Genomic DNA, 22,360 nt, shown 5'->3' with positions numbered 1-22,360 from the left:
TAATCGTCATTGGCTGCCGGACAGGGCTGATGCCCTATCTTGAGCCGGGTAAGATTGGCCCTGTTCAGTTGCTCGCCGCTGCCGTCGCGTGGGTGGCCTGAATCAGCGCCTGGGCATCGGCCTGCGTCTGACCGGGCGGCGCCACAATCAGGTCGGTTTTCGACAGTGCCGTCCAAAGTCCGCTGTCCTGGAACGCGATCGTTCCGCCACCGCGCTTCTCTTGCGAGACCATGCGATTGATATCCCCCACACAGACCCAGTCGGAATCCACGCTGACGGCCCACTTGGCGTGATCGTGGGTTTCCGACCACGTCCAGGGCACGCCCAGGGGACTCAAGTCGACATACTTGACGTCGACGGTCTTGTGCACGCCATCGCTGTCGGTTGTCGGGGGAATCTCGCCGCGAATCCAGGTTTCGACGTTGATATCCTCCTTGAGCGTCGGACCAACCAGGTCGTTCCAAAAGTCTTTTCCCCACTTGCGATTTTTCGCAATCACCTTGAACGCCAGCCCCCCGCGCGACTCGCACTCGACAACGTCGGCGTCGCCGGCCGCATTCGGATTGAGTGTTTGCGTCAGGAGGTAAAGCGGATCGGCCTGGTCAAGATCGCCGGGGACGCGGGACAGATAAACCTGCGGCTCCTGGTGATTGGCCATCTGCGCGGCGATTTTGCTGGCAGTGGCCAAATCGAGCGAGATGCAGAGGAAGGTCTGCCCGTAGATCGGTGTCGGCATACCCGAGGCCTGGGGATCGGCGTATTTGGGCCAGGAGTGCAGCAGCCACAGCCCGGTCTTCGAGACGGTATCAAAGGCTATCACCCCCTTGGTGTGCCCAAAACTGCCGCTGTCGGCGCGCCCCGCATCCGAAGGCATCTCGTCGTTATAAAGGATCCACCCCGTGCTCGCCGCAGGGTTGGAGAATACGGACGCGATCGTCAGGTCAAGCGCCCCCTTGCCGTCGATCAGCAAGTTAGGCGACTGGACCACCTTGCCGATATTGGGATCGTAGTACACGTATTCATAGCCTGTCGCCGAAGGGTTGCTCCCCGTCTTGTCCAGCTTTGGCACTTTGTAAGCGAACCACCAGTCTACTGATTTGCCGTTTTCGTCGAGAGCGGATATTTCCATGAGGGAGTCCCAAGGTTGACAAGAAAGCCAAGCTTAGGGCGAACTGAGCTGTAGTGTCAATGGCGCCGCCCGCCGCCGGCCACCAGCAGGTGCTATGCCTGGCTGCGCGACACTTTATGGCGATGCCAATACTGCCCCAGCGTCACCTTCAGCAAGTCCCGCCGCGGCTTAATGCCAGGCAGCTTGACCTTGGTGGTCTTGGCGCCAAACACGCCCCTCTCGTTCAGCGTCAGCGTGAGCACATCGCCGCCATAGCCATCTTCGTATTTGAGGTCCTTGACGTCGCCCCACTCCAGCCAGCGCTGGTCCGGCAGGGCCATGCCGTCGTACCTGACCTCCAGCCTGGCGCTGCCGCCTTTCCCGAGCGGGAAAACTTTCGGCGGAAAATACTTCAGCACGATGGCACGTTCCGCATCGTCGTGCGGCAGGTAGCGATACGCCAGCGCCTGCTCGTGCGCCTGTGCAAAGTAGCCTTCGTAGACCGCCCAGAGGCGCGCTTCGATGGCCTCGCCCGTCAAGATCTCGCTTGACCAGGACTGGCCCACCTGATCGTTGAGCACCTGGCCGTACTCCGCTTCCGGAATCATGCAACGGACATTGTTCATCCGTTCCCGCAGTTTCGGGTGCGAGTCGAAAGGATGCGGCACGCTGGCGCCTTCCATCAGCACCTGAAACTCCGTCGAGCGGGCGAACGGCTGCAAGCCATGCGCGACCTGTTCGGCGATGCCAATGGCGCCTTCATGGCGGTCGCGGCGCTCGAACAGGTCGCGTTCGATGCGCTCGCGGTACCGGCTGTAGGCGGCCACCTTGATCAGCGCGCGCACCAGCGGCAAGGCATGGACGCACTTGGCCGCCGCGCGGTCCGCGATGAACTCGCGCTCCCGGCTGTCGCGCATCAGCGCCAGTTCGAAAATCGTCCGGTACAGCACCAGCAGGCAATACGCCACCAGCGTCAGGCCGGCGCCGCGCATGGCCGCACAATAGGTGTCGAATTGCGCGATTTTCGGCCCGAGGGCCGCGCCCCTGGAGGTGTCGCCGCCCTTGAAGTGGGCCAGTTCGTGCGCCAGCACGGCGTCGGCTTCGCGCTGGTCCAGCACACGCAGCAACGGCAAACTCACATACAAGGTACGCCCTGCGAGTTCACGTCCGCCGACCGTGACGCCACCTTCAGTCACAAAGAAGTTGGCGTCGATGCCCGCGACGATGTGGCGCGGTGGCGCCGTGCGCAGTTGCGTGGCCAGTGCCCGCACGCGTGCCCATAGTACCGGCGCATCCGCCTCGCCGATCACTTCACCGGAAATCGCCATCCCCAGCGGGACTTTGACGAAAATCCGCCGCACCGCGGCAAATGCGGCCAGCGCGCCCAGGATGCCAACCACCCCGATCAGCTTGATCACGTACTTGTGGAAGAAGAATGCGGTGACCCAAAACGACAACCACACCACCATCGTGCTTTGCAAGACCACCAGCAGCGCGCTGGCCATGGCCAGCAAGCGCCAGGCCAGGACCATGCTGCGGTGCTGCGCGTCGCGCCCACCGAAAGCCATCTTGCCAAGCGCGGCGATCCCTCCCAGCAGGGCCAGGCTGGCCAGCAGCGTCCAGGCGGCGGCCCGGTCCATCCAGTAGACTTGCCACACGTCGCCAAAGGCAGCACAGGCGCCCGCCCGATACGCGGCATGGTCCGGCCCGCCGGTTTTACACGCTGCCGACGGCGGGGTCGCCTGGATTACGCGCATGGCACTGGCCATGCCCATCGCTGGGTCCACCGCCTGGCGCTGGATCTGTGCTTCCACGTCCGCGATGAATTGTGCGTCCCAGGTTTTCTGGACGTGATGGGTAAACAGGAAAGTGAGGCCGGGAATGAGAAACAGCGCCAGCGCGGCATTGCGCGCGACGCGGAAAAGATTTTGTTTGACTGCCTGAATTGATCGCAACTGAGCACCTCGGGGTTTCTATAAAGCAAGAGCTTCCTTGGCGATCATGATACAGGCGAGGCGGTGCGAGGGGCTTGGAATTGGAATATAGGCACTAAATCCTAAAATAGACGAGGCCACCCAGTAAGCCAATGCCAGTCTTCGCAAGACCAAACCGGATGGGACGTACGTTCGTTCCTATGATGCCGTTAAGGCGCGCGGCGAAGTAAGAATAGCCGCCAATTTTTACGGCGGCATAGGCAAGCGCGGCCAACGGACTCGGGATCATCGGCATCGGTCAGCCCTTATAGCGACACACCTGCCGGCGCAGCACCTCTTCATAGCTTAGTCTGCAATATGTCTTTCAACGTCGAGCGACTTTCCCCATATAAAACATTGGCGATGCGCCAGCCCGACGTTGTCTGCGAAAGTGAAAAAGTAATCCGGGACGAGGCACCGGAAAACTGCAGATCGGCGATGACGATCTCCGCCGAAGCACCTGCCTTGATAGTTACAGCCGCGCCGGTGGGGTCCTGATTCCCCCACAAAGGCAGAAAATCCAGCCGACAAATTTCATGTTTTTTTGCCGCGCATGACCGGTCTCGACGCAGCAGATCAGCGAGCTCCGGCGTGAAATAGCGTACAAGCACTTCCCTCGGTTGATCGATGAATCCTTGGGTGTCAGGAGCATCCAGGACTGCCTCAAATGCAAAGGCCCGATAGAGATCGGTCACGATAGCCACTTGCGGCGATCGATTCCCGGCCGACAGGGCGGATAGGACGCTGTCCGCATTGCTTGTTCGCGTGGAATTCCCGCAGCTATCGACAGAATACGCCTTGCCATCCCGGTTCAAAAAAAGCAGGTAGTCCCCGCCAGTTTCCATGGGAAAGCGCGAGGACGTATTTTCAGACCGTAAAACGAAAGAAGACTCCGCTGTGCCCTTCATGCGGCGGAGCACTTTGACGCGGTAGAGCGTGGCCGTGATTCCGGTCGGATCGTTCGCATCTTCCAGCAGGTTTTTTTGTCCAGTCACATGCCCGACAACCACCGCGTGACTGCCATCAAATTCCTCACGCGGACTCGGACGCCTGCCATCAAGGCATACGGCGCAAGCTGCCGCGACAGGCAGGAGCAGCGCCAGGAATAGAGCGGACTGGCGAACCGGCATGGTCGGCTGGCGAAGCTGTTTATAACGCCGCTCCGCGCCAACCATCGCAGCATCACCGGCGCGTTCAGCAGCTGATCGCGTTGCATTTTTAATCATACCGACAGTGTGCCGGAAAGTCGGTCGTGCTGGCAAGGGAATGGCTGCTCGGCGCGTGGATTCGGCTGCGGCCGCTCTCGATGAGTGGTCATCAGAGCGCCGGATCAGCAGGCCGGCCCCACGCTCCCTCAATGCGCCATCGGCAGCGCATCTCCAAACCACCGCTCCAGCGCCAGCCGCTCAAACACTTCCCGCACCGCCTCGCTGTGGTGCACCAGCCGCAGCTCGCGGGCTTCGTCGCGCGCCATCAGCTTGGCCAGGATCAGCACCTGGATGCCCGCGCTGTCGATTTCCGTCACGCCCGCCAGGTCCACTTCCAGCGCGGCGCAACGCTTTAGTTCCGTTTGCAGCAGCGCCTTGACGTCCGCCGCACGGTAAATGCTCAGCTCGCCTTCGAGCGCGATATAGCCGGTATCCATCGCGCCGCCGATTTCCACGCCGTCTTCATCGACCGCCTGCACTTGCGCAGTCATGGCAGCACCAGCTTCTGGATCGCGCCCAACAGCACGTCCGGTTTAAATGGCTTGGTCACCCAGGCGCGCGCGCCGGCCGCCTGCCCTTCCTTCTTTTTCGATTCCTGCGATTCCGTGGTCAGCATGATCACGGGTGTGAACTTGTAGTTCGGCAGCTGCTTGATCTCCTTGACGAAGGTGATGCCATCCATCACCGGCATGTTGACGTCGCAGACGACCAGGTTGACTTTCTGTGCCGGCAGCTTGTGTAACGCATCGGAGCCGTCCACTGCTTCCACGACGTCATACCCTGCGCCTTTGAGCGCGATCCCCACCACCTGCCGCAGCGAGGCCGAATCGTCTATGACCATGATAGTTTTTGCCATGCTTTCCTCCTGGAGATTACCGACATCACAGCGAAGGGCGTCACCATGCGCCCTCCTCCTAACCTGCCCTGCTAAAAATTCGCGAAATGCGCTTCATCGGGTCCGGATTGCGCATACTTCGAACTATCCGTGGAACGCCGTGTCGGGGCGCGTGGCGCGGCACCTTTGCGCACCCGCTGCGTCTGGCCGAACGCACTGGTCTCGACTTTGAAGAAGCCCATGGTGCGCTGCAACTGTTCCGCCTGGCCGCTCATTTCCTCGGCCGTGGCCGCCAGTTCTTCCGAGCTGGCGGCATTTTGCTGCGTGCTTTGCGACAGTTGCTGCACCGCTGAATTGATTTGCGCCACGCCCGAAGACTGTTCTTCCGACGCCGCCGAGATTTCCTGCACCAGGTCCGAGGTGCGCTTGATGTTCGGCACCATCTGGCCCAGCAACTGGCCGGCGCGTTCCGCCAGTTGCACACTGCCGGACGCGACTTCGGAAATTTCCTGCGCCGCCACTTGCGACCGTTCCGCCAGCTTGCGCACTTCGGCCGCCACCACGGCAAAGCCTTTGCCGTGCTCGCCGGCGCGGGCCGCTTCAATCGCCGCGTTCAACGCCAGCAAATTGGTCTGATAGGCGATGTCGTCAATGATGCCGATCTTGGTGGCGATCTGTTTCATGGCCACCACCGTGGCATCGACCGCCTGCCCGCCCTCGGTGGCTTCCTGCGCCGCGCGGGCCGCCATGCCATCGGTGGCTTTCGCGTTGTCGGTGTTTTGCGAAATCGACGCCGTCATCTGTTCCAGCGAGGCGCTGGTTTCTTCCACGCTGGCGGCCTGCTCGCTGGCCGATTGCGACAGCGATTGCGCCGTGGCCGATACCTCTTCCGAGGCGCTGGCCAGCGACTGGGCGCCCTGGTTCACTTCGGTCACCACTTGCAGCAGCTTGGTGACGGTATTGTTGGCATACGACTTCAGTTCGCCGAAACTGCCTTCATATTGTTTGTCGATGGTCTTGCTGAGATCGCCGTCGGCCAGCGCCCCCATCACCCGCACCACATCGTCAATCGAGGCGCCGGTCGTCACCATCAGGCGGTTCAAGCCTTCGCCCAGGTCTTTCTGGAACCCCTGCATGCCCGCCAACTCAATGCGGGCACTGAAATCGCCACGGTTGGCGGCATCCACCACATTCTTCTGGCCGTCAATCACCTGGTTCAGCTTGCCGACGGTATTGTTGGCAAACTTCTTGAGTTCATCGAACTCGCCCTCATACGGCTTGTCGATGGTCTGGCTCAAGTCGCCCGCCGAGACCGCGCCCATCACGCGCACCACGTCGGCCACGCTGGCGCCGGTGGTCGCCATCAACTGGTTCAACCCTTCGCCCAGGTCCTTCTGGAAGCCCTGCAGCCCGCCCAACTCCACGCGCACGCCAAAGTTGCCCCGGTTGGCGGCCGCCACCACTTGCTTCTGGCCATCGATCACCTGGTTCAGCTTGCCCACCATGCTGCGCATGGCATTGAGCAATTTACCGGTCTCATCGCGCCCGCCCTGCGCCACGGTCACACTGACATCCCCGGCTTCCAGCCGCTCGGCCACATGTACCGCCTGGCTCAGCGGACGGGTAATGCTGAGCGTGATGGCGCCGGCAATGATGATCGACAGCACCGCCGCGCCCAGCGCCACCCCAATCACCAGGTTGCGCGTGCTGTCATAGGTGGCGGCCACTTCATCGCCGGACTTGTCCATCAAGTCCGCCTGCGATTGCGCCAACGCGTCGAGCGCGGCCCAGAACAGGTCGTTGACAGGCACGATGTCATTGCGCAGGTAATCGGTGGCGGCCTTGCGGTCGGTTTTTGCCAGTGCAAAGAAATTATCGTACTTGCCTTCCGCCGCGGCGCGCTTGTCGGTGACTTCCTTCAGCAATTGCTTGCCGCGCTCCGTCACGATAGACTTTTGCAGCTTGCCCAGCGCATCGCTCATTTCCGTGCGATTAGTTTCCATCGCGCGGCGCGCCTTTTCCCCGTCGGCCTCGGCCGATGCCAACAGCAAGTTACGCATTTGACGCGCCGTGTCGAGGGCGTTTTTCACCACATCCTGCACCAGCACATATTTGACGTAGCGGTCTTCCAAAATCAGCTTGGTCTGGTCATTGATGCCGGCAATCCGCTGGATGCTCACGAACGACAGCACTGCCAGCAACAGCACGACACAGCCAAAGCCCAGTCCCAACCGCCCGGCAATCTTCAAGTTATTCAGCATGCATCCTCCGTGTCAGAAGCGGGCGAAATTCGTTTCGTCGAAATCCGGCAGCGAGGCGGCCCGGCCGGTTGCGCCCTCTCCGGAACGGCGCACCTGCGCCCGCGGCGCTGTGCCTTTTCGCACTGCCGCATGCGTCATATGGCCCTGGAATCCCGAGTCCACTTTGAAGAAGCCCATGGTGCGTTGCAATTGTTCCGCCTGCCCGCTCATTTCCTCAGCCGTAGCGGCCAGTTCCTCGGAACTGGCGGAGTTTTGCTGCGTGGTCTGCGACAGTTGCAGCACGGCGGCATTGATTTGCGCCACGCCCGACGATTGCTCGTCCGACGCGGCGGAGATTTCCTGCACCAGGTCGGAGGTACGCTTGATGTTCGGCACCATCTGGCCCAGCAACTGGCCGGCCCGCTGCGCCAGCTCCACGCTGCTGCTGGCCACTTCCCCGATTTCCGCCGCCGCCACCTGGCTGCGTTCGGCCAGCTTGCGCACTTCCGCCGCCACCACCGCAAAACCTTTACCGTGCTCACCGGCGCGGGCCGCTTCGATCGCCGCGTTCAGCGCCAGCAAATTGGTTTGATACGCGATATCGTCAATGATGCCGATCTTGGCGGCAATCTGTCTCATGGCCGCCGCGGTGGCGTTCACGGCTTCACCGCCCTCCGCCGCTTCCTGTGCCGCCTTGGTGGCCATGCCATCGGTGACTTTCGCGTTTTCCGTATTCTGCGAAATCGACGCCGTCATTTGTTCCAGCGAAGCGCTGGTTTCTTCCACGCTGGCCGCCTGTTCGCTGGACGCTTGCGACAAGGACTGCGCCGTGGCCGACACTTCTTCCGACGCGCTGGCCAACGAATGGGCGCCCTGGTTGACTTCCGTGACCACTTGCAGCAGCTTGCTCACGGTATTGTTGGCGTACGACTTCAGCTCGCCAAAGCTGCCTTCATAATGCTTGTCGATGGTTTTACTCAAGTCGCCTTCGGCCAGCGCCCCCATCACCCGCACCACGTCATCGATCGAACCACCGGTGGTCGCCATCAACTGGTTCATGCCGTCACCCAACTCCTTCTGGAAGCCCTTCAGGCTGGACGCATCGATCCGCGACGTGAAATCGCCATGGTTGGCCGACTCCACCACGCGGCGCTGGCCTTCGATCACCAGGTTCAGCTTGCCGACGGTATTGTTGGCATAGGTTTTCAGGTTGCCGTACGCGCCTTCGTACTGGCGGGAAATCGTCTGGCTCAAATCCCCTTCGGAAATCGCGCCCATCACCCGGCCCACATCGTCGATCACCAGGTTGAGTTTGCCAATGGTGCTGTTGGTGTAGGTTTTCAGCTGGTCAAATGCGCCCTCGTACGGCTTGTCGATGGTTTTCGTCAAATCCCCCTCGGAGACGGCGCCCATCACGCGCACCACGTCCGCCACGCTGGCGCCGGTCGTCACCATCAACTGGTTGAGGCCATCACCCAGGTCTTTCTGGAACCCCTGCAAGCCGTCGGTATCAACCCGAGCATGGAAGTCGCCCCGGTTGGCGGCGGCCACCGCCAGTTTTTGGCCTTCCACGACTTTATTCAACTTGACCACCATGCTGCCCATGGCATTGAGCAACTGGCCGGTTTCATCGCGGCCGCCTTGCGCCACCTGCATGCTGACATCCCCCGCTTCCAGCCGCTTCGCCACCTCCACCGCTTCCCGCAGGGGACGCGTGATGGCCATGGTAATCAGCGCGGCGATGCCGATCGACACCAGTACCGCCACCACCGCCACGGTAATCACCAGCGTGCGCGTACTTTCATACGATGCGGCGACTTCGTCGCCCGAGCGGTCCATCAGTTCGGACTGGAAATGCGCCAGCGCATCGAGCGCTCCCCAGAACGCTTCATTGGCCGGCACCAGTTCGGCGCGCAGGAATTCCGCCGCTGCCTTGCGGTCGCTTTTGGCCAGCGCATAAAACGGTTCGTATTTGGATTCGGCCAAGGTGCGCTTGTCGTTGACGTCCTTCAGCAATTGCCGCCCGCGCTCGATGGTCACGAGTTTTTGCAGCTTGCCCAGCGCTTCCGCTATTTCCGTGCGGTTGGTTTCCGCCGCGCGGTGGGCCTTTTCCGATTCCGCCTCGCTGGTGGCAATCAGCATGGTGCGGAAGTGGCGCGCATTGTCGAGGGAATTTTTCACCACGTCCTGCACCAGCACGTATTTGACGTAGCGGTCGTCCAGGATCAGCCGGGTTTGTTCGTTGACTCCTGCCAGCCGTTGTACCGAGACAACAGCCAGTATCAGCAGTAGCGCAACCACACTGCCAAACCCCAACCCTAGCCGGCCGGCTATCTTCAAATTCCTGAACATAGTGATATCCCTGTTAAGCGAAACGCTTGGAGTACGGAAACCGCGGCGCGGTATCACGCAGCGGTATCAGCTGGGAGGAGTCAACAGGGACGCGGGGGCGGGGCGGCCTTTATTTCCGGCAAAATTTTTATTCCAGAAAGCAACTCCTGGAAATCATTATGCACATTGATCTGGCGCAGAAATCTATCGAAATGTCACATGATCAGATCAATGATCACTACGCCAATTTATTTGCCGGGATCAGCCACCATCCCAGTTGTTCGCGGATGCGCTCCGGTGCGGGCGGGGGAGTTTGTTCGATGCGGCGCTGTTGCATCAGGTCGCGGACAGCCTTCTTGGAAGGATGCGTGGTTTGCGTGGTGCTCTGGCTCATGATGGCCTCCTGCGTGGTCACTGTTTTGCTGCGGTACAGTGACATGGTGCGCCGGTGCAGGGCCGCGACAGGCTGGGAATACAAGCAGGTTCGCGGTGCTGTTGCAGCTTTAAGTGGTGCGCTTACCAGTATTAGCGACCGGAAACGGCTGTTTCATTAGCCAAAAGTTGTAACAACCAGTTGGGCGTGGCGGCCAAGCAACGGCCCAGCCGCGCCGGGCAACCACGTGATTTCGCACGCGGCTAATTTAATGCCGCCTCGACAACAGCTGCCGCATCCAGCAAGCGCCCTTCCGCCCCCGGCGCGCAGGCCAGCATGACCGCCGGCGCCAGTCCGGTCGCCGGGTCCATGAACTTCCAGGCCGGGATCGAGATGGCGGGCAGATCACAATAATTGCAAAACGTAATCGGCGTCACCAGGCCGTTCGGGCCCGGCCGCAAGGTCTTGCGGTTCATATCGCCATGGCGCGGCGCCAACATGCCCAGCGGTGGCAACAGCAACACGCCATCGCTGCCCAGCAAGGCGCGGTAGCGGGCGCGCGCCTGTTCAAATGTGGCCGCCAGCTTGCGCGCGGCGCGCTCGCTGTGCGGCTTGATCGCTTGCGCCAGGGTGGCGTTTTGCAGCAGCCACAGGAACAGGCCACGGTCGATGGTGGCGCGTCCCGTCAATTGCCGCAGCGCCTCGCCCCAGACATTGAAACACCCCGCCTCCGGCGTGCTCAGCAGGCGCTGCCATTCCTCGGCGCCATCGTGCAAGATGGCGGCCGGGACTTTGAAAAACAGGCTGCCGACATCGGCGAATTCCGCCTTGCCGGCCGGATCGCGGCGCAGGCCGGCGCCGAGCAGCGCCTGTTGCGCGGCGGCCAGCGCCATACCGATCGCGGCATCGTCAATCCGGAATGGAAACCCGTCCGGTCCGATCAGGCGCATGCCCTCGACGGAAGCCGGCGGCGGCGGCGCCTGGTTGGCAATCACGCCGTACACCAGGCGCGCATCGCGCACGCTGCGTGTCAATGGCCCGATGCCCAGCCAGTTGGCTGTTTCCCCCACCACATGGGGCCAGGTCCCTTCGCCATCGACGGCAGTCGAACACGGTTTGAATCCGACCACGCCGCAAAACGCGGCGGGAATGCGGATTGATCCCAGGATGTCGGAGCCCAGGCCGAACACGGCGGCGCCGGAGCCCACCAGGGCGCCCTCGCCGCCGGACGAGCCACCCGCCACCCGCTCCGGGTCGATCGGGTTATTGGTGCGGCCAAAGCGGAGATTGGTGGTTTCCCCGGTCATCGCAAACTCCGGCACGTTGCCGCGTGCGATGACAATCGCCCCTGCCGCTTTGAGCCGCGCCACCACGTTGGAATCCTGTGCATGCGGTTGCGGTGTCATGCGCATCGATCCTGCCGTGACGTTATGGCCGGCCATGCCAAAGGTTTCCTTCACTGAACAGGGCAAGCCATACAGCGGGCCGCGCGGCGCGCCGCTCAAGCGCTCCTGCTGCTCCAGCTGCGCCAGTTGTTCCTGCGCCTGCGTGCGCAGGATTGCCGTGGCGCCATTGATCAGGGGTTGGGTGGCCTCGAGCCGCGCCAGCTGGCGTTCCAGCAATTGGGCGGCGGACAGTTCGCCTTGGTCCAGCTGGGTGCGCAAGGCGACGGCATCGGTTTGCAGGTGTGCGGGGCGTGTCATGAGTAAATTTGATCCAGGTCAAGGAAATTGTGGGTTGCAACTACGACACTCTCAATATGGGGAGAATTGATATATGTACAAACACATTTTATTACCTGTGGACGATTCGCCGGCATCGGAAGCCGCCATTGCCTCGTGCATGCGCTTTGCCGCCTCGGTCGGCGCCCAGGTCACGGCGCTGCACGTGCAGCCTGACAGCCACGTGCTGTCCACCCACGCGCCCTGCCCCGACCACAGCGATTGCCCGCCGCTGGCGGCCGCAATGGCGGCGGCCCATACCCATGCGGTGCACTGCGTGCCGCTGCTGCGCTACGCGGCGGCACCACATGCGGCGATCCTGAAATCCGCGCATGAATTGCGCTGCGATTTGATTGCCATGGGCTCGCATGGCCGCATGGGACTGCATGGTCTGGTGAAAGGCAGCGAAACCCGCAAAGTGCTGTTGCACAGCACGGTCCCGGTGCTGGTCTTCCGCTCGGAGACGCCATGAAAATCGGCATCGTCGGCGCCGGCGCGGTGGGTGGCGCGGCGGCGTTTGCACTGATCAATCAGGGTATCGGCAGCGACATCGTGCTGGTGGACCGCAACGCTGCGCTGGCCGAAGCGCAGCACCTGGACCTGCTGCACGCAACGCCTTACTGCCATCCACTGCGCGTGCGCTGCGGGAATTTCGACGATTTACAGGGCTGCGCGCTGGTGATCCTGGCCGCTGGCATCAGCCAGGCGCCGGGCGAGACCCGGCTGCAACTGCTGCAGCGCAATGCCGAGGTGTTCCGCGCCCTAGTCCCGGACGTGGTGCGGGCCGCGCCGCAGGCGATCTTACTGGTCGCGACCAATCCGCTGGACGTCATGACGCATGTGGCCATGCGCCTGTCCGGACTGCCGCCGGAACGCGTCATCGGTACCGGCACGTTGCTCGACAGCGCGCGCTTCCGTGCCCTGCTGGCCGAACGCCTGGGCGTCGCCACCGATTCCGTCCATGCACAGGTGCTGGGGGAGCACGGCGATTCGGAAGTGCTGGTGTGGTCGGGCGCGCAGGTGGCGGGTTTGCCGCTGCAACGCTTTGCCTCCCTGCAGGGGGTAGCGCTGGACGAAGCGGCCATGGCGGACATCGATGCCGGCGTACGGCGCGCGGCATACCGCATCATTGAAGGCAAAGGGGCCACCAGCTATGGCATCGGCGCCGCTTTGGCGATGCTGGCGCGCTGCGTGCTGTTCGACGAAAAGCGGGTGCTGACCGTCAGCACCCACCGCGGGGAAATCGATGGCGTGCCGGACGTCACGTTGTCGATGCCGGTGCAGATCGACGCCTCCGGCGCCGCCCTCCACATCCCTCCCGCGTTATCCAACCTGGAGTTGCAGGCGCTGACACGCAGCGCCCGCGTGATCCGCGATGCCCTGGCGTCGCTGGGTTACTGATGAATTAGTAGCAACTAAGAATCAAAATTTCTTTCCATGCGGAAATAATGTGTCTATAATCGCATTGCGACAATGCACATTCCATTTCCTTTGCACAACCTGTCATCATGAAAATTATTCAACTAACCATTTACGACAATGAAGGCCTGTGCTGGACCATCCCGGCCGAAATCATTGAAACCCGCTTCCAGGACCACCAGTTTGCGGTGCACAAATCGCTGTCGACTTCCAACAATTCATGGGTGGTCACCCACGTGGAAACCGGCGCCAGCCTGGCGGAAGGCCAGGCCCGCATGTCGGTGGTGAATTCCGCGCTGGAAAAGCTGAGCCGCGTATCGTCCGACCAATTCAACAAGATTATTTCCCAGACGCGCGACAAAGTGGCGAAGGTGTCGGGCCAGCAGGAACGCAAGGCCGCGTAAGCCGTATCGCCTCACCCCATCGGCAACATAAAATCCGGATACTGCCTGCTGAGCGCATCGAGTTCCGACAGGGTGCCGGACAAATGGCCCCGCACCCACGCTTGCGCACCGGCGGGATCGCCGCGCCCGATGGCGCGGGCAATTTCCGTGTGCTGTTCCAGGATCGATTGCGCCTTGCCGTTCAGCGGCAAGTGCAGCCGCCGCAGCCGGTCCAGGTTGCCGCTGTTGCCACGCAGCCGCTGCCATAAACCGCCCAACAGTGCTTCGTCATACATGGCCTTGTGAAAATCGAGGTCGATCGCGGTGAAACGCGCCAGATCCCCCTTGTCCAGGCACACGCGCTGACGCGCGACAAATCCCAATAGATGCGCTTCCACGGCGGGATTCGGTTCCAGCGCCAGCGTATGCACGATTTCCAGTTCCACCGACAGGCGCAGGAAATGCGCTTCGCGCGCCGATTCCAGGTCGACCGCCCGCACCCGCGTCACATGCTGGGGGAACACTTCCACCAGCCGTTCATCATCGAGCCGCGACAGGGCATCGCGGATCGGCGTCAGCGACACCTTGAAATAATCGGACAGTTGCGGCCGCGCCAGCACGGCGCCCGGACTGAGCGCCAGGGTCACGATCAGCTCGCGCAAATGTTCATAGACCTGCACCGAGGCACTGCGCGATCGGTCGAGCCGGAAGGAACCCGGCAATGCGGCTTCGGACATGGGAAAAGGCGGCATGCAAAACTCAAATACTAGCATTCCAGCGGTGCGGTTGTTCCCCGCGCCTCCCACAAAATCAACCTGCTGAGCGAATCGCGGCGCCCGGTAGACGGCCCCGGGCAAACCCGGATAATCCACCGTCATACCACCCCATAACCAGCCCATGGCAACGTCCCGCCGCCATCCGGGCCGACTTTCTTCACCACACTAATATATTAGGACATGAGCCCCCGCCATCCATTCAGCCCCAAGCCGCGCCCCGTTGTCCTGCTGCTGGCCGCCGCCTTTGCCCTGCCGGCCCACGCCGAACGCACCGTCTATAACTTCAACCCCGGCTGGCGGCTGGCCGTGGCCGATCCGGCCGATGCCGCGCAAGCGACCTTCGATGACAGCGCATGGAAACCCGTCACCCTGCCGCGCGCCTGGAATGAGGATGACGCGTTCGGCAAGGACATCGTCGACCATTCCACCGGCATCGCCTGGTACCGCAAGCATTTCAAATTGCCCGCCGGCGCCGAGGGACAAAAGGTCTTCCTGGAATTCGAAGGCGCGCGCCAGGCCGCCGAAGTGTATGTCAACGGCCAGCGCATCGGACTGCATGAAAACGGCATCAACGCGTTCGGCTTCGACATCACTTCCGCGCTGAAACCCGGCGGCAACGTGGTGGCGGTGCGCACCGATAACCGCTGGGATTACCGCGAACAGGCGACCAACCAGCGCTACCAGTGGTCCGACAAGAATTTCAATGCCAATTACGGTGGCTTGCCAAAGAACGTGCGCCTGCATGTGACGGACAAGCTGTATCAAACCCTGCCCCTGTATTCGACCCTGGGCACCACCGGCGTGTATGTGTACGCGAAAGACTTTGATATTGCCGGCCGCCGCGCCACCGTGTGGGCGGAATCCGAAGTACGCAACGACCATCGGCAGCCACGCAGCTTTGCCTATGAAGTGAAAATCCGCGACAAGGATGGCAAACAGATCGCGCAATTCGCCGCACCGGCGCAAACCGTCGCGCCGGGCGCCACCGTCAGCGTCAAGGCCGGCGGCGTGGCCAGCGGACTGCAATTCTGGAGCTGGGGCTATGGCTACCTGTACAGCGTGGAGACCACGCTGAAAGTCAACGGCAAGCCGGTCGACACCGTGGTCACGCGCACCGGTTTCCGCCAGACTGAATTCACCAATGGCATGGTCAAACTCAATGGCCGCGCGATCCAGTTGAAGGGGTATGCGCAGCGCACCTCGAATGAATGGCCGGCGGTCGGCATGTCGGTGCCGGCATGGCTCAGCGACTACAGCAACGGCCTGGCGCTGGCCGGCAACGCCAACCTGATCCGCTGGATGCACATCACGCCATGGAAGCAGGACGTGGAATCGCTGGACCGCCTCGGCATGATGCACGCCATGCCGGCCGGCGATTCGGAGGCCGATGTCACGGGCCGGCGCTGGGAACAGCGCATTGATGCCATGCGCGACGCCATCATCTACAACCGCAACAGCCCCAGCATCGTGTTCTATGAAAGCGGCAACCGGGGCGTCAGCGAAGCGCACATGCTGGAAATGAAGGCGCTGCGCGACCAGTTCGACCCGCACGGCGGGCGCGCTTCCGGCAGCCGGGAAATGCTGACGGCGAAGCTGCAGCAGACCGCCGAATATGGCGGTGAGATGTTATACATCAATAAGAGCGCGCGCATTCCCATGTGGGCGATGGAGTATTCGCGCGACGAGGGCGCCCGTAAATTCTGGGACAGCCTGACACCGCCATTCCACCGCGACGGCGACGGTCCGCTGCACAAGGGCCAGGACGCCAGCGTCTACAACCGCAACCAGGATACGCATGCGATTGAAAACGTCAAACGCTGGTATGACTACTGGCGCGAACGGCCCGGCACCGGCACGCGGGTGTCGAGCGGCGGCGTCAACATCGTGTTCTCGGACAGTAATACCCATCACCGGGGTGCGGAAAATTACCGCCGCAGCGGCGAAGTGGACGCCATGCGCATTCCGAAAGACGGTTATTACGCGCACCAGGTGATGTGGGATGGCTGGGTCGATGTCGAACAGCCGCGCGCGCACATTGTCGGCCACTGGAATTACGCGCCGGGCACGGTCAAACCCGTGACGGTGATTTCCAGTGCGGAGCGGGTCGAGCTGGCCTTGAACGGCAAGCCGCTGGGCGCGGCACGGCAAAGCGAGCGCTTCCTGTTCACATTTGACGATGTCGCGTGGCAGCCCGGCGAACTCAAAGCCGTCGGCTATGACGCCGGCGGCAAGCCGGTGTGTGAAACCGTGTTGGCCACGGCCGGCGCGCCGGTGGCGCTGAAACTCACGAGCATCACCTCGCCCAAGGGCTGGCAAGCCGATGGCGCCGACCTGGCGCTGGTACAGGTGGAAGCTGTCGATGCGCAGGGCCGCCGCAATCCAGTTGCACTCCATAGCGTGAAGTTCGACCTGCAGGGCCCCGCTGAATGGCGCGGCGGCATTGCGCAAGGGCCGAACAACCACGTGCTGGCGCGGGAGTTGCCGGTCGAGGGTGGCGTCAACCGGGTGCTGGTGCGCGCCACCACGCAGGCGGGCAAGGTCGTCGTCAAAGCCAGCGCCGATGGCTTGGCGCCGGCCGAACTGGCGTTGACGTCAAGCGCGGCGCCAGTCAAAGACGGGCTGGCGCGCGCCCTGCCGTCCGACGGCCTGCCGCTGCACCTGGCGCGAGGCGCCACGCCATCCACGCCATCGTTCAAGGTGACGCGCGTGCCGGTGCGCGTGGTGGCGGCGATTGCTGCCAGCCATGGCGCCGATGCCGCGAAAACCTTCGATGACGATGAAACCACGTATTGGGCCAGCAAGCCTGGACAGGGCGAACCGGCCATCACCTATCAACTGGCGGAAGCGGCGACCTTGAATGAAATCGTGCTGAAACTGTCCGGCTGGCGCGAACGCAGCTATCCACTGCGCGTATGGGTCGATGGCGCAGAAGTGTATGCGGGCATGACGCCGAAAAGCCTGGGCTATGTGACATTGCCACTGAAGCCGCACAAGGGCGGCACCGTCAAGGTGGCGCTCAATGGCGTGGCCGACGAGAGCAACGCCATCAAGCTGACGGAAGTGGCGAACCAGGCCATCGTGGACACGGGCGCCAATCAGACACCGAAGGGCGTGCTGTCGATCGTGGAAATCGAGTTTTACAAGGCGCCATAGAAAGCAGGCAGGGCACTGTCGCAAGTTGCGATGTGGTCAGCATGGCACATCGTCATGGACGCCACAGCATGCGGCGACAAACGCATTGCCTGCCCCGCCCCTGCCCCCTACAATGACGGGCGGCGCTTATGCGCCGGCAACCCGCCTTGAAGGAATCCGCATGACCATCCTGGTACGCTCCGGCGTCCTGACCAACTTCATTGAAGTGGCGCAGCACCTTGGGCTCAATCCGCAGGCCGAATTGGCGCGCGTGGGGCTGAGCAAAGCCATGCTGCAAGACCCGGAGCAGGCGATCCCCGGCGCGGCGGCCGTGCAATTGCTGGAAAACGCGGCGGCAACCAGCGGTTGCCAGACCTTCGGCCTGCGCATGGCGGAATCGCGCCAGCTGTCGGATTTAGGCGCGGTCAGCCTGCTGCTGACGCACCAGCCTACCCTGCGCGACGGCTTGCAAGTGCTGCTGGAATACCGGCATTTGATGAACCGCGCGCTGGCTATCTATGTGGAAGAATCCGGCGGGCTGGCGGTGATCCGCGAAGAAGTGGTGACGGAATCCGCCGTGCCGCGCCGCCAAGCGACAGAACTGGCGATCGGGGTCATGGGCCGCCTGTGCGCCAATCTGCTGGGGCAGCACTGGCGCCCGGTGTCGGTCAGCTTCATGCATGACGCGCCGGACGATTTGCGGCTGCACCGCCGCATTTTTGGCTGTGACGTGGTATTCCGTGCGGAATTCAATGGCATCGCCTGCCCGGCCGCCTCATTGGCGGCGCCCAATCCGAAAGCCGACCCATCGATGGCGCAACTGGCGCGCCGCTATCTCGACACGTTGCATCCAGGCCGGGACATGTCGCTGGCCTTCGAAGTCCGCAAGGCGATTTATGTGCTGTTGCCGATGGGCCGCGCCACGGCGGAACAGATTGCGCTGGCGCTGGGACTGAATGTGCGCACCTTGCAGCGCCGCCTCGAAGGCGAAGGCTTCAGTTTTTCCGACCTGGTCAACGAAGTGCGCCGCGATCTGGCGCAGCGCTATATGCAAAGCCCGCAATACCCGCTGGCCCGCATCGCCGACCTGCTCGGCTATTCCGTGGCCAGCAGTTTCACCCGCTGGTTCACCTCGCAATTCGGCACCTCCCCCACCCAGTGGCGCGCCGACCACGGCAAGCCCTACCGCAACTGACCCACCATGGGGTCAGGCGTGCGTTCGTGCACTAAAACCGTGGGGTCAGGCGTGCATTCGTGCATTCATGATGCCTGCCCAACCCGCCAAACGGGCAAGCACCCTGCAACCACGGGCTGCCGCCATGCCGTCCAATAGGGACGACGGGAGCTGGCTGGCTGATTGCCGTCCGCCTGCATCGCATCGAATCCCGGCTGTCGCCTTCGGCGGAAAAAAATACTGCACGATTGCACGCCTGACCCCACAGGTTTTATGCATCAATGCACGCCTGACCCCATTGGGTGGGTTACATCCAGCGCAGCAGGAACAGCACCAGGCCGGCCAGGAACAGGGTTTCACCGATCATCAGCGCGACGGGTTTAAAGCCGACGCTAGCCAGTTCTTTCAGACGGGTTTTCATGCCCAGCGCGCTGATGGCGATCACCAGGCACCAGCGTGAAGCTTCATTGCCGCCCTGCTGCAGCGACATCGGGATAATGCCGGTACTGTTGATGCAAGCCAGCGCGAAGAACGCCACGGCAAACCATGGCAGCAAGGGCGGACGCGCTTCGCCCGGCTGGGCCCCTTGCGCGCGCGACACCATGGCGGCGCACAGGATCACCGGCAACAGCATGGCCACCCGCATCAGTTTCACCACGGTGGCCGCGTCACCGGTCTCGCGCGACATGCTGTAACCCGCCCCCACCACCTGCGCCACATCGTGGATGGTGCCGCCAAGGAAAATACCGGCCGCCTGCGGCGACAGGTCACACAGTTGCGCAATCATCGGATAGGCGATCATGGCCGCCGTCGACAGCGCCGACACGCCGATCACGGTAAACAATGTGGCCTTTTCCTTTTGCCGATGCGCCGGCAATGCGGCAGCCAGCGCCAGCGCGGCGGATGCGCCGCAAATCGCGGTGGCGCCCCCCGTCAGCAAGCCAAACAGTTTATTAAAGCCCAGCAGCCACGCGGCCAGCACCGACAGCGCGATCGTCACCACCACGATCACCACCACCAGCGCCACCGGTTTCCAGCCCAGCGCCGCCATCTGCGCCAGGGTCAACCTCAGGCCCAGCAGCGCCACACCCAGCCGCAGCACCGTGCGCGCGGTAAATTCAATTCCGGGCTGGCACTTGCCGTCTTCCGACAGGAAATTCAGCGCCATGCCCAGCAACAGCGCAAACAGCATCACGGGCGCGCCATAGTGTTCGGACAGGAACGCCGCTGCCGCCGCCACCATGGCGGAGGTCAGCATGCCGGGCGCCAGTTCGCGCACGCGCGCAGCACTGCGGGCGGCCATCGTCGGGGCCGCCGGGGTTTGCAAAATCGGATACATGATTTATTCCTTGCCCGGCAAGACGACAACCATGCCGTCCGGGTGTGGTTCGATGGGATAGACAACCGCTTTCAACGCGGGCGCGTTGCGCAGGCAGCCGGTGGCCAGGTCAAAGCGCAAGCCGTGCGCAGGACATTGCACCGCGCCCCCTTCCACCCTGCCCCCGGCCAGCGAGGCGCCCTGGTGCGGGCAACTGTCGGCCAGCGCGTGCCAGCCGTCCGGCGTGCCGAAGAGCGCGATACTGTGGCCATGCAGTTCCAGCACGGTGCGCTTGCCGGGCGGCGGCAGCCGCGCGGGATCGAGCAGCACGCGCCTGCAAGCGCCCGGCTCCGCGCTGCCGCCATCACCGCGGCCACCGCCACTGCCGCTGCATTCACTGCCAACGCCGCCACCGCCGGCCGCGCCCTTCACGCCGCCGCCCTGGCCGACAACGCCAGCTCCATCGCCGACAGCAGCGCCGCCGGCGGCTGCGCACCGCTAACCGACAGCCAGCCGTCCAGCAACAGGTGCGGCACGCCGCCCGGCGCCGTGCCGCCAATGCCGGGATTGAATGGCCGCAGCGCCCCCTGCATGGCAGGCAGCATGGCCCTGGCCGGCAAGCCGCAGCTCTCGGCCATGGCCAGCAATTGCGCGCCATCGCCGAGGTTTTCACCCAGCACGAAATGGGCCGCGTACAGCCGCTCCATCAATTGCGCCACCTGTGCAGGCGAACCGTCGCGGCACGCCAGCTGGAACAACCGGTGCGCATCGGCGGTATTGGGCATCAGCGCGATGCGGGAAAAGTCGATGCGCACCCCGGCCGGCTCCGCCGCCGCCAGCACCTGCGCCTGGCGGCGCCGCACCGCGCCTTCACTGCCGAGGCGGTCGCGGTAAAACGCGCCAAACGGCACGCCTTGCGCCGGCAGTTGCGGCAGCAATTGCACGCCATGCCAGCGCACCTGCGGTGTAATGTCCGGCCGGCTTTGCGCCAGCAATTCCAGCGCCAGCTGCAATTGCCGGTTGCCGATCAGGCACCACGGACAAATGAAGTCGAAATAGGCATCGATGGCCAGCATGCGGTTCATGCACTGTCTCCCTTGCCGACCGCGGCGCTGTCGGCATCGTAGTGGTTGCGGGCATAGGCAAACACGCAGGCCGCCAGCAAACTGGCCAGCGGCACCACGCAAAACGCGCGGTCCAGGCCAACGCGGTCGGCCAGCGCGCCGGTCAGGAACGGGCCGGGCGCCAGTCCCAGTAAATTGTTGGCCAGGGTTAGGGTGGCAAAGGCGGTGCCATGCACGGCGCCCGGCGTCAGGTTCGCCACCATCGCGCCGGCCGGACCGGAAGCGCCGGCGGCCAGGAACATGCCCCCGCCGATCAGCGCCAGTTGCACGGGCCCGGGCGGCAGCAGGAAGCCTGAACCCAGCAGTACCGCCGCGCCCATGCAATAGCACGCCGCCAGCGACGCCTTGCGGTTGTCCCGCGTGCGCGACAGCCGGTCGCTCAGCATGCCGCACAAGACCATGCCCGCGCCGCTGGCCAGCACCACCAGCGCCGCGCCGGCGCCGGCACGGTCCGCCCCCAGCGCGTAGTAGCGGTTCAGGTAACTCGGCATCCAGACGATGCAGGCGCCGCCCGCAAACAGTTGCAAGCCGCTGCCGATATATGCGGCGCGCAGCGCGCGGCCCCGGAACAGGCTGGCCAGTGGCGGCCGCGCCGCGCCGGCATTGTCACGGCCTGCGCCGCCACGGATGCGCGATGGCCGCACCAGCACCGGATAGACCAGCGCCAGCGCGAGGCCGAACAAGGCCATCGCGGCAAACGCCCAGCGCCATCCGACGTGCGCGGCAATCGCCCCGCCCAGCGCCATGCCCAGCACCGAGCCGAACATGCCGCCCGCCATGAAGGCGCCGGTCAGGGTCGAACGCAATTCGCGCGGGAACACCGACAGCACGACGGCAATGCCCACGCTGCCATACGCCGCCTCGCCGACGCCGACAAAAAAGCGCGCCACGAACATCTGGTTGTAGTCTTGCGCCAGCGCGCAGCCCAAGGTGGCCAGGCTCCACAGTCCCGCCATCAGCGCCAGGCTTTTCACCCTGCCCCAGCGGTCCGCCAGCAGCGACAACGGGAACGTCAGCAAGCCCACCATCAGCGCCACGATGCCACTCAGCAAACCGAGGCGGGCGTCGCTCAGTTGCCATTCGCTTTTCAGCAACGGGAACACGGCGTTGAGCACCTGGCGCGACATGTAGTCGGAGATCAGCAGGCCGAAGGTCAGCGCAAACACGGTCCACGCGAACGCGCGCGGTGTTGGCGCGGCATCGTCGGCGTGCCGGTCCGGCAGGGAGGAGGCGTAAGCCATGATC

The 22,360-nt window shown here is 63.3% G+C and carries 19 protein-coding genes and 1 pseudogene; 6 read left to right on the top strand and 14 right to left on the bottom strand.

Translation table 11 applies throughout. The annotated features are described in order from the left end of the window. Window positions 1-64 precede the first annotated feature (64 nt). The 9 genes from AC1RRC_RS26335 to AC1RRC_RS26295 all read right to left on the bottom strand — a co-directional run bounded on the left by AC1RRC_RS26335 (window position 65) and on the right by AC1RRC_RS26295 (window position 11,771). A complete protein-coding gene (locus AC1RRC_RS26335; protein WP_493058567.1) occupies window positions 65-1,129 on the bottom strand; it encodes a deoxyribonuclease II family protein in 1,065 nt (354 codons plus the stop codon). A gap of 92 nt (window positions 1,130-1,221) precedes the next feature. Continuing rightward, a complete protein-coding gene (locus tag AC1RRC_RS26330; protein ID WP_493058566.1) occupies window positions 1,222-3,063 on the bottom strand; it encodes a M48 family metallopeptidase in 1,842 nt (613 codons plus the stop codon). A gap of 317 nt (window positions 3,064-3,380) precedes the next feature. Beyond that, the gene (locus AC1RRC_RS26325; protein ID WP_493058565.1) at window positions 3,381-4,307 is read right to left on the bottom strand and encodes a hypothetical protein; all 927 of its coding nucleotides are present in this window, start codon (window positions 4,305-4,307) and stop codon (window positions 3,381-3,383) included. A 128-nt stretch (window positions 4,308-4,435) separates the two neighbouring features. Beyond that, window positions 4,436-4,780: an STAS domain-containing protein gene (locus AC1RRC_RS26320; RefSeq protein ID WP_493058564.1), complete on the bottom strand. Its 345-nt coding sequence runs from the start codon at window positions 4,778-4,780 to the stop codon at window positions 4,436-4,438. Next, window positions 4,777-5,145 carry a response regulator gene (locus tag AC1RRC_RS26315; RefSeq protein ID WP_493058563.1) on the bottom strand — a complete coding sequence of 123 codons (369 nt, stop codon included), beginning with the start codon at window positions 5,143-5,145 and terminating at the stop codon, window positions 4,777-4,779. Before AC1RRC_RS26315 ends, AC1RRC_RS26320 begins: the two co-directional genes overlap by 4 nt. Window positions 5,146-5,216: 71 nt before the next feature. After that, the gene (locus AC1RRC_RS26310; RefSeq protein WP_493058562.1) at window positions 5,217-7,385 is read right to left on the bottom strand and encodes a methyl-accepting chemotaxis protein; all 2,169 of its coding nucleotides are present in this window, start codon (window positions 7,383-7,385) and stop codon (window positions 5,217-5,219) included. 12 nt (window positions 7,386-7,397) lie between these two features. Continuing rightward, window positions 7,398-9,716 (bottom strand): methyl-accepting chemotaxis protein, encoded by a 2,319-nt coding sequence (locus AC1RRC_RS26305; RefSeq protein WP_493058561.1) that lies wholly within the window; start codon window positions 9,714-9,716, stop codon window positions 7,398-7,400. A gap of 217 nt (window positions 9,717-9,933) precedes the next feature. Next, window positions 9,934-10,089: a hypothetical protein gene (locus AC1RRC_RS26300; RefSeq protein WP_493058560.1), complete on the bottom strand. Its 156-nt coding sequence runs from the start codon at window positions 10,087-10,089 to the stop codon at window positions 9,934-9,936. A gap of 242 nt (window positions 10,090-10,331) precedes the next feature. Beyond that, window positions 10,332-11,771: an amidase gene (locus AC1RRC_RS26295; protein WP_493058559.1), complete on the bottom strand. Its 1,440-nt coding sequence runs from the start codon at window positions 11,769-11,771 to the stop codon at window positions 10,332-10,334. Window positions 11,772-11,844: 73 nt separating this feature from the next. Here AC1RRC_RS26295 and AC1RRC_RS26290 point away from each other — a divergent pair, with 73 nt between their 5' ends. The 3 genes from AC1RRC_RS26290 to AC1RRC_RS26280 all read left to right on the top strand — a co-directional run bounded on the left by AC1RRC_RS26290 (window position 11,845) and on the right by AC1RRC_RS26280 (window position 13,612). Then, window positions 11,845-12,261 carry a universal stress protein gene (locus AC1RRC_RS26290; protein ID WP_493058558.1) on the top strand — a complete coding sequence of 139 codons (417 nt, stop codon included), beginning with the start codon at window positions 11,845-11,847 and terminating at the stop codon, window positions 12,259-12,261. After that, on the top strand, window positions 12,258-13,190 hold the full coding sequence (locus AC1RRC_RS26285) for an L-lactate dehydrogenase (RefSeq protein WP_493058557.1): 933 nt from the start codon (window positions 12,258-12,260) through the stop codon (window positions 13,188-13,190). Before AC1RRC_RS26290 ends, AC1RRC_RS26285 begins: the two co-directional genes overlap by 4 nt. A 107-nt stretch (window positions 13,191-13,297) precedes the next feature. Further along, window positions 13,298-13,612 (top strand): hypothetical protein, encoded by a 315-nt coding sequence (locus AC1RRC_RS26280; protein WP_493058556.1) that lies wholly within the window; start codon window positions 13,298-13,300, stop codon window positions 13,610-13,612. Window positions 13,613-13,623: 11 nt separating this feature from the next. Here AC1RRC_RS26280 and AC1RRC_RS26275 read toward each other — a convergent pair whose 3' ends face one another. Beyond that, window positions 13,624-14,343 carry a GntR family transcriptional regulator gene (locus tag AC1RRC_RS26275; protein ID WP_493058555.1) on the bottom strand — a complete coding sequence of 240 codons (720 nt, stop codon included), beginning with the start codon at window positions 14,341-14,343 and terminating at the stop codon, window positions 13,624-13,626. A 204-nt stretch (window positions 14,344-14,547) separates the two neighbouring features. Between AC1RRC_RS26275 and AC1RRC_RS26270 the strand changes: the two genes are divergently transcribed. The 3 genes and pseudogenes from AC1RRC_RS26270 to AC1RRC_RS26260 all read left to right on the top strand — a co-directional run bounded on the left by AC1RRC_RS26270 (window position 14,548) and on the right by AC1RRC_RS26260 (window position 18,694). After that, the gene (locus tag AC1RRC_RS26270) at window positions 14,548-17,520 is read left to right on the top strand and encodes a glycoside hydrolase family 2 protein (RefSeq protein WP_493058554.1); all 2,973 of its coding nucleotides are present in this window, start codon (window positions 14,548-14,550) and stop codon (window positions 17,518-17,520) included. A 112-nt stretch (window positions 17,521-17,632) separates the two neighbouring features. Then, window positions 17,633-18,277 (top strand): annotated as a pseudogene (locus tag AC1RRC_RS26265) (AraC family transcriptional regulator); the annotation flags it as partial. Between the two features lie 33 nt (window positions 18,278-18,310). After that, window positions 18,311-18,694 carry a helix-turn-helix transcriptional regulator gene (locus tag AC1RRC_RS26260; protein WP_493058587.1) on the top strand — a complete coding sequence of 128 codons (384 nt, stop codon included), beginning with the start codon at window positions 18,311-18,313 and terminating at the stop codon, window positions 18,692-18,694. 286 nt (window positions 18,695-18,980) lie between these two features. Here AC1RRC_RS26260 and AC1RRC_RS26255 read toward each other — a convergent pair whose 3' ends face one another. The 4 genes from AC1RRC_RS26255 to AC1RRC_RS26240 are packed head-to-tail and all read right to left on the bottom strand — an operon-like array spanning window position 18,981 to window position 22,356. Then, entirely contained in the window at window positions 18,981-20,012 is a 1,032-nt protein-coding gene (locus tag AC1RRC_RS26255) for a YeiH family protein (RefSeq protein WP_493058553.1), read from the bottom strand. Window positions 20,013-20,015: 3 nt separating this feature from the next. Beyond that, window positions 20,016-20,423 carry a Rieske (2Fe-2S) protein gene (locus AC1RRC_RS26250; protein WP_493058552.1) on the bottom strand — a complete coding sequence of 136 codons (408 nt, stop codon included), beginning with the start codon at window positions 20,421-20,423 and terminating at the stop codon, window positions 20,016-20,018. Continuing rightward, complete coding sequence (locus AC1RRC_RS26245) at window positions 20,420-21,076, bottom strand: DsbA family protein (RefSeq protein ID WP_493058551.1); 657 nt, start codon at window positions 21,074-21,076, stop codon at window positions 20,420-20,422. Before AC1RRC_RS26245 ends, AC1RRC_RS26250 begins: the two co-directional genes overlap by 4 nt. Next, entirely contained in the window at window positions 21,073-22,356 is a 1,284-nt protein-coding gene (locus tag AC1RRC_RS26240; protein ID WP_493058550.1) for an MFS transporter, read from the bottom strand. Before AC1RRC_RS26240 ends, AC1RRC_RS26245 begins: the two co-directional genes overlap by 4 nt. Between the last annotated feature and the right edge of the window lie 4 nt (window positions 22,357-22,360).

This window comes from Pseudoduganella sp. GW821-FHT12E03 (assembly GCF_058807115.1).
Note: the sequence above shows the minus strand (reverse complement) of the source record. Positions and strands in the feature narration are given on the sequence as shown.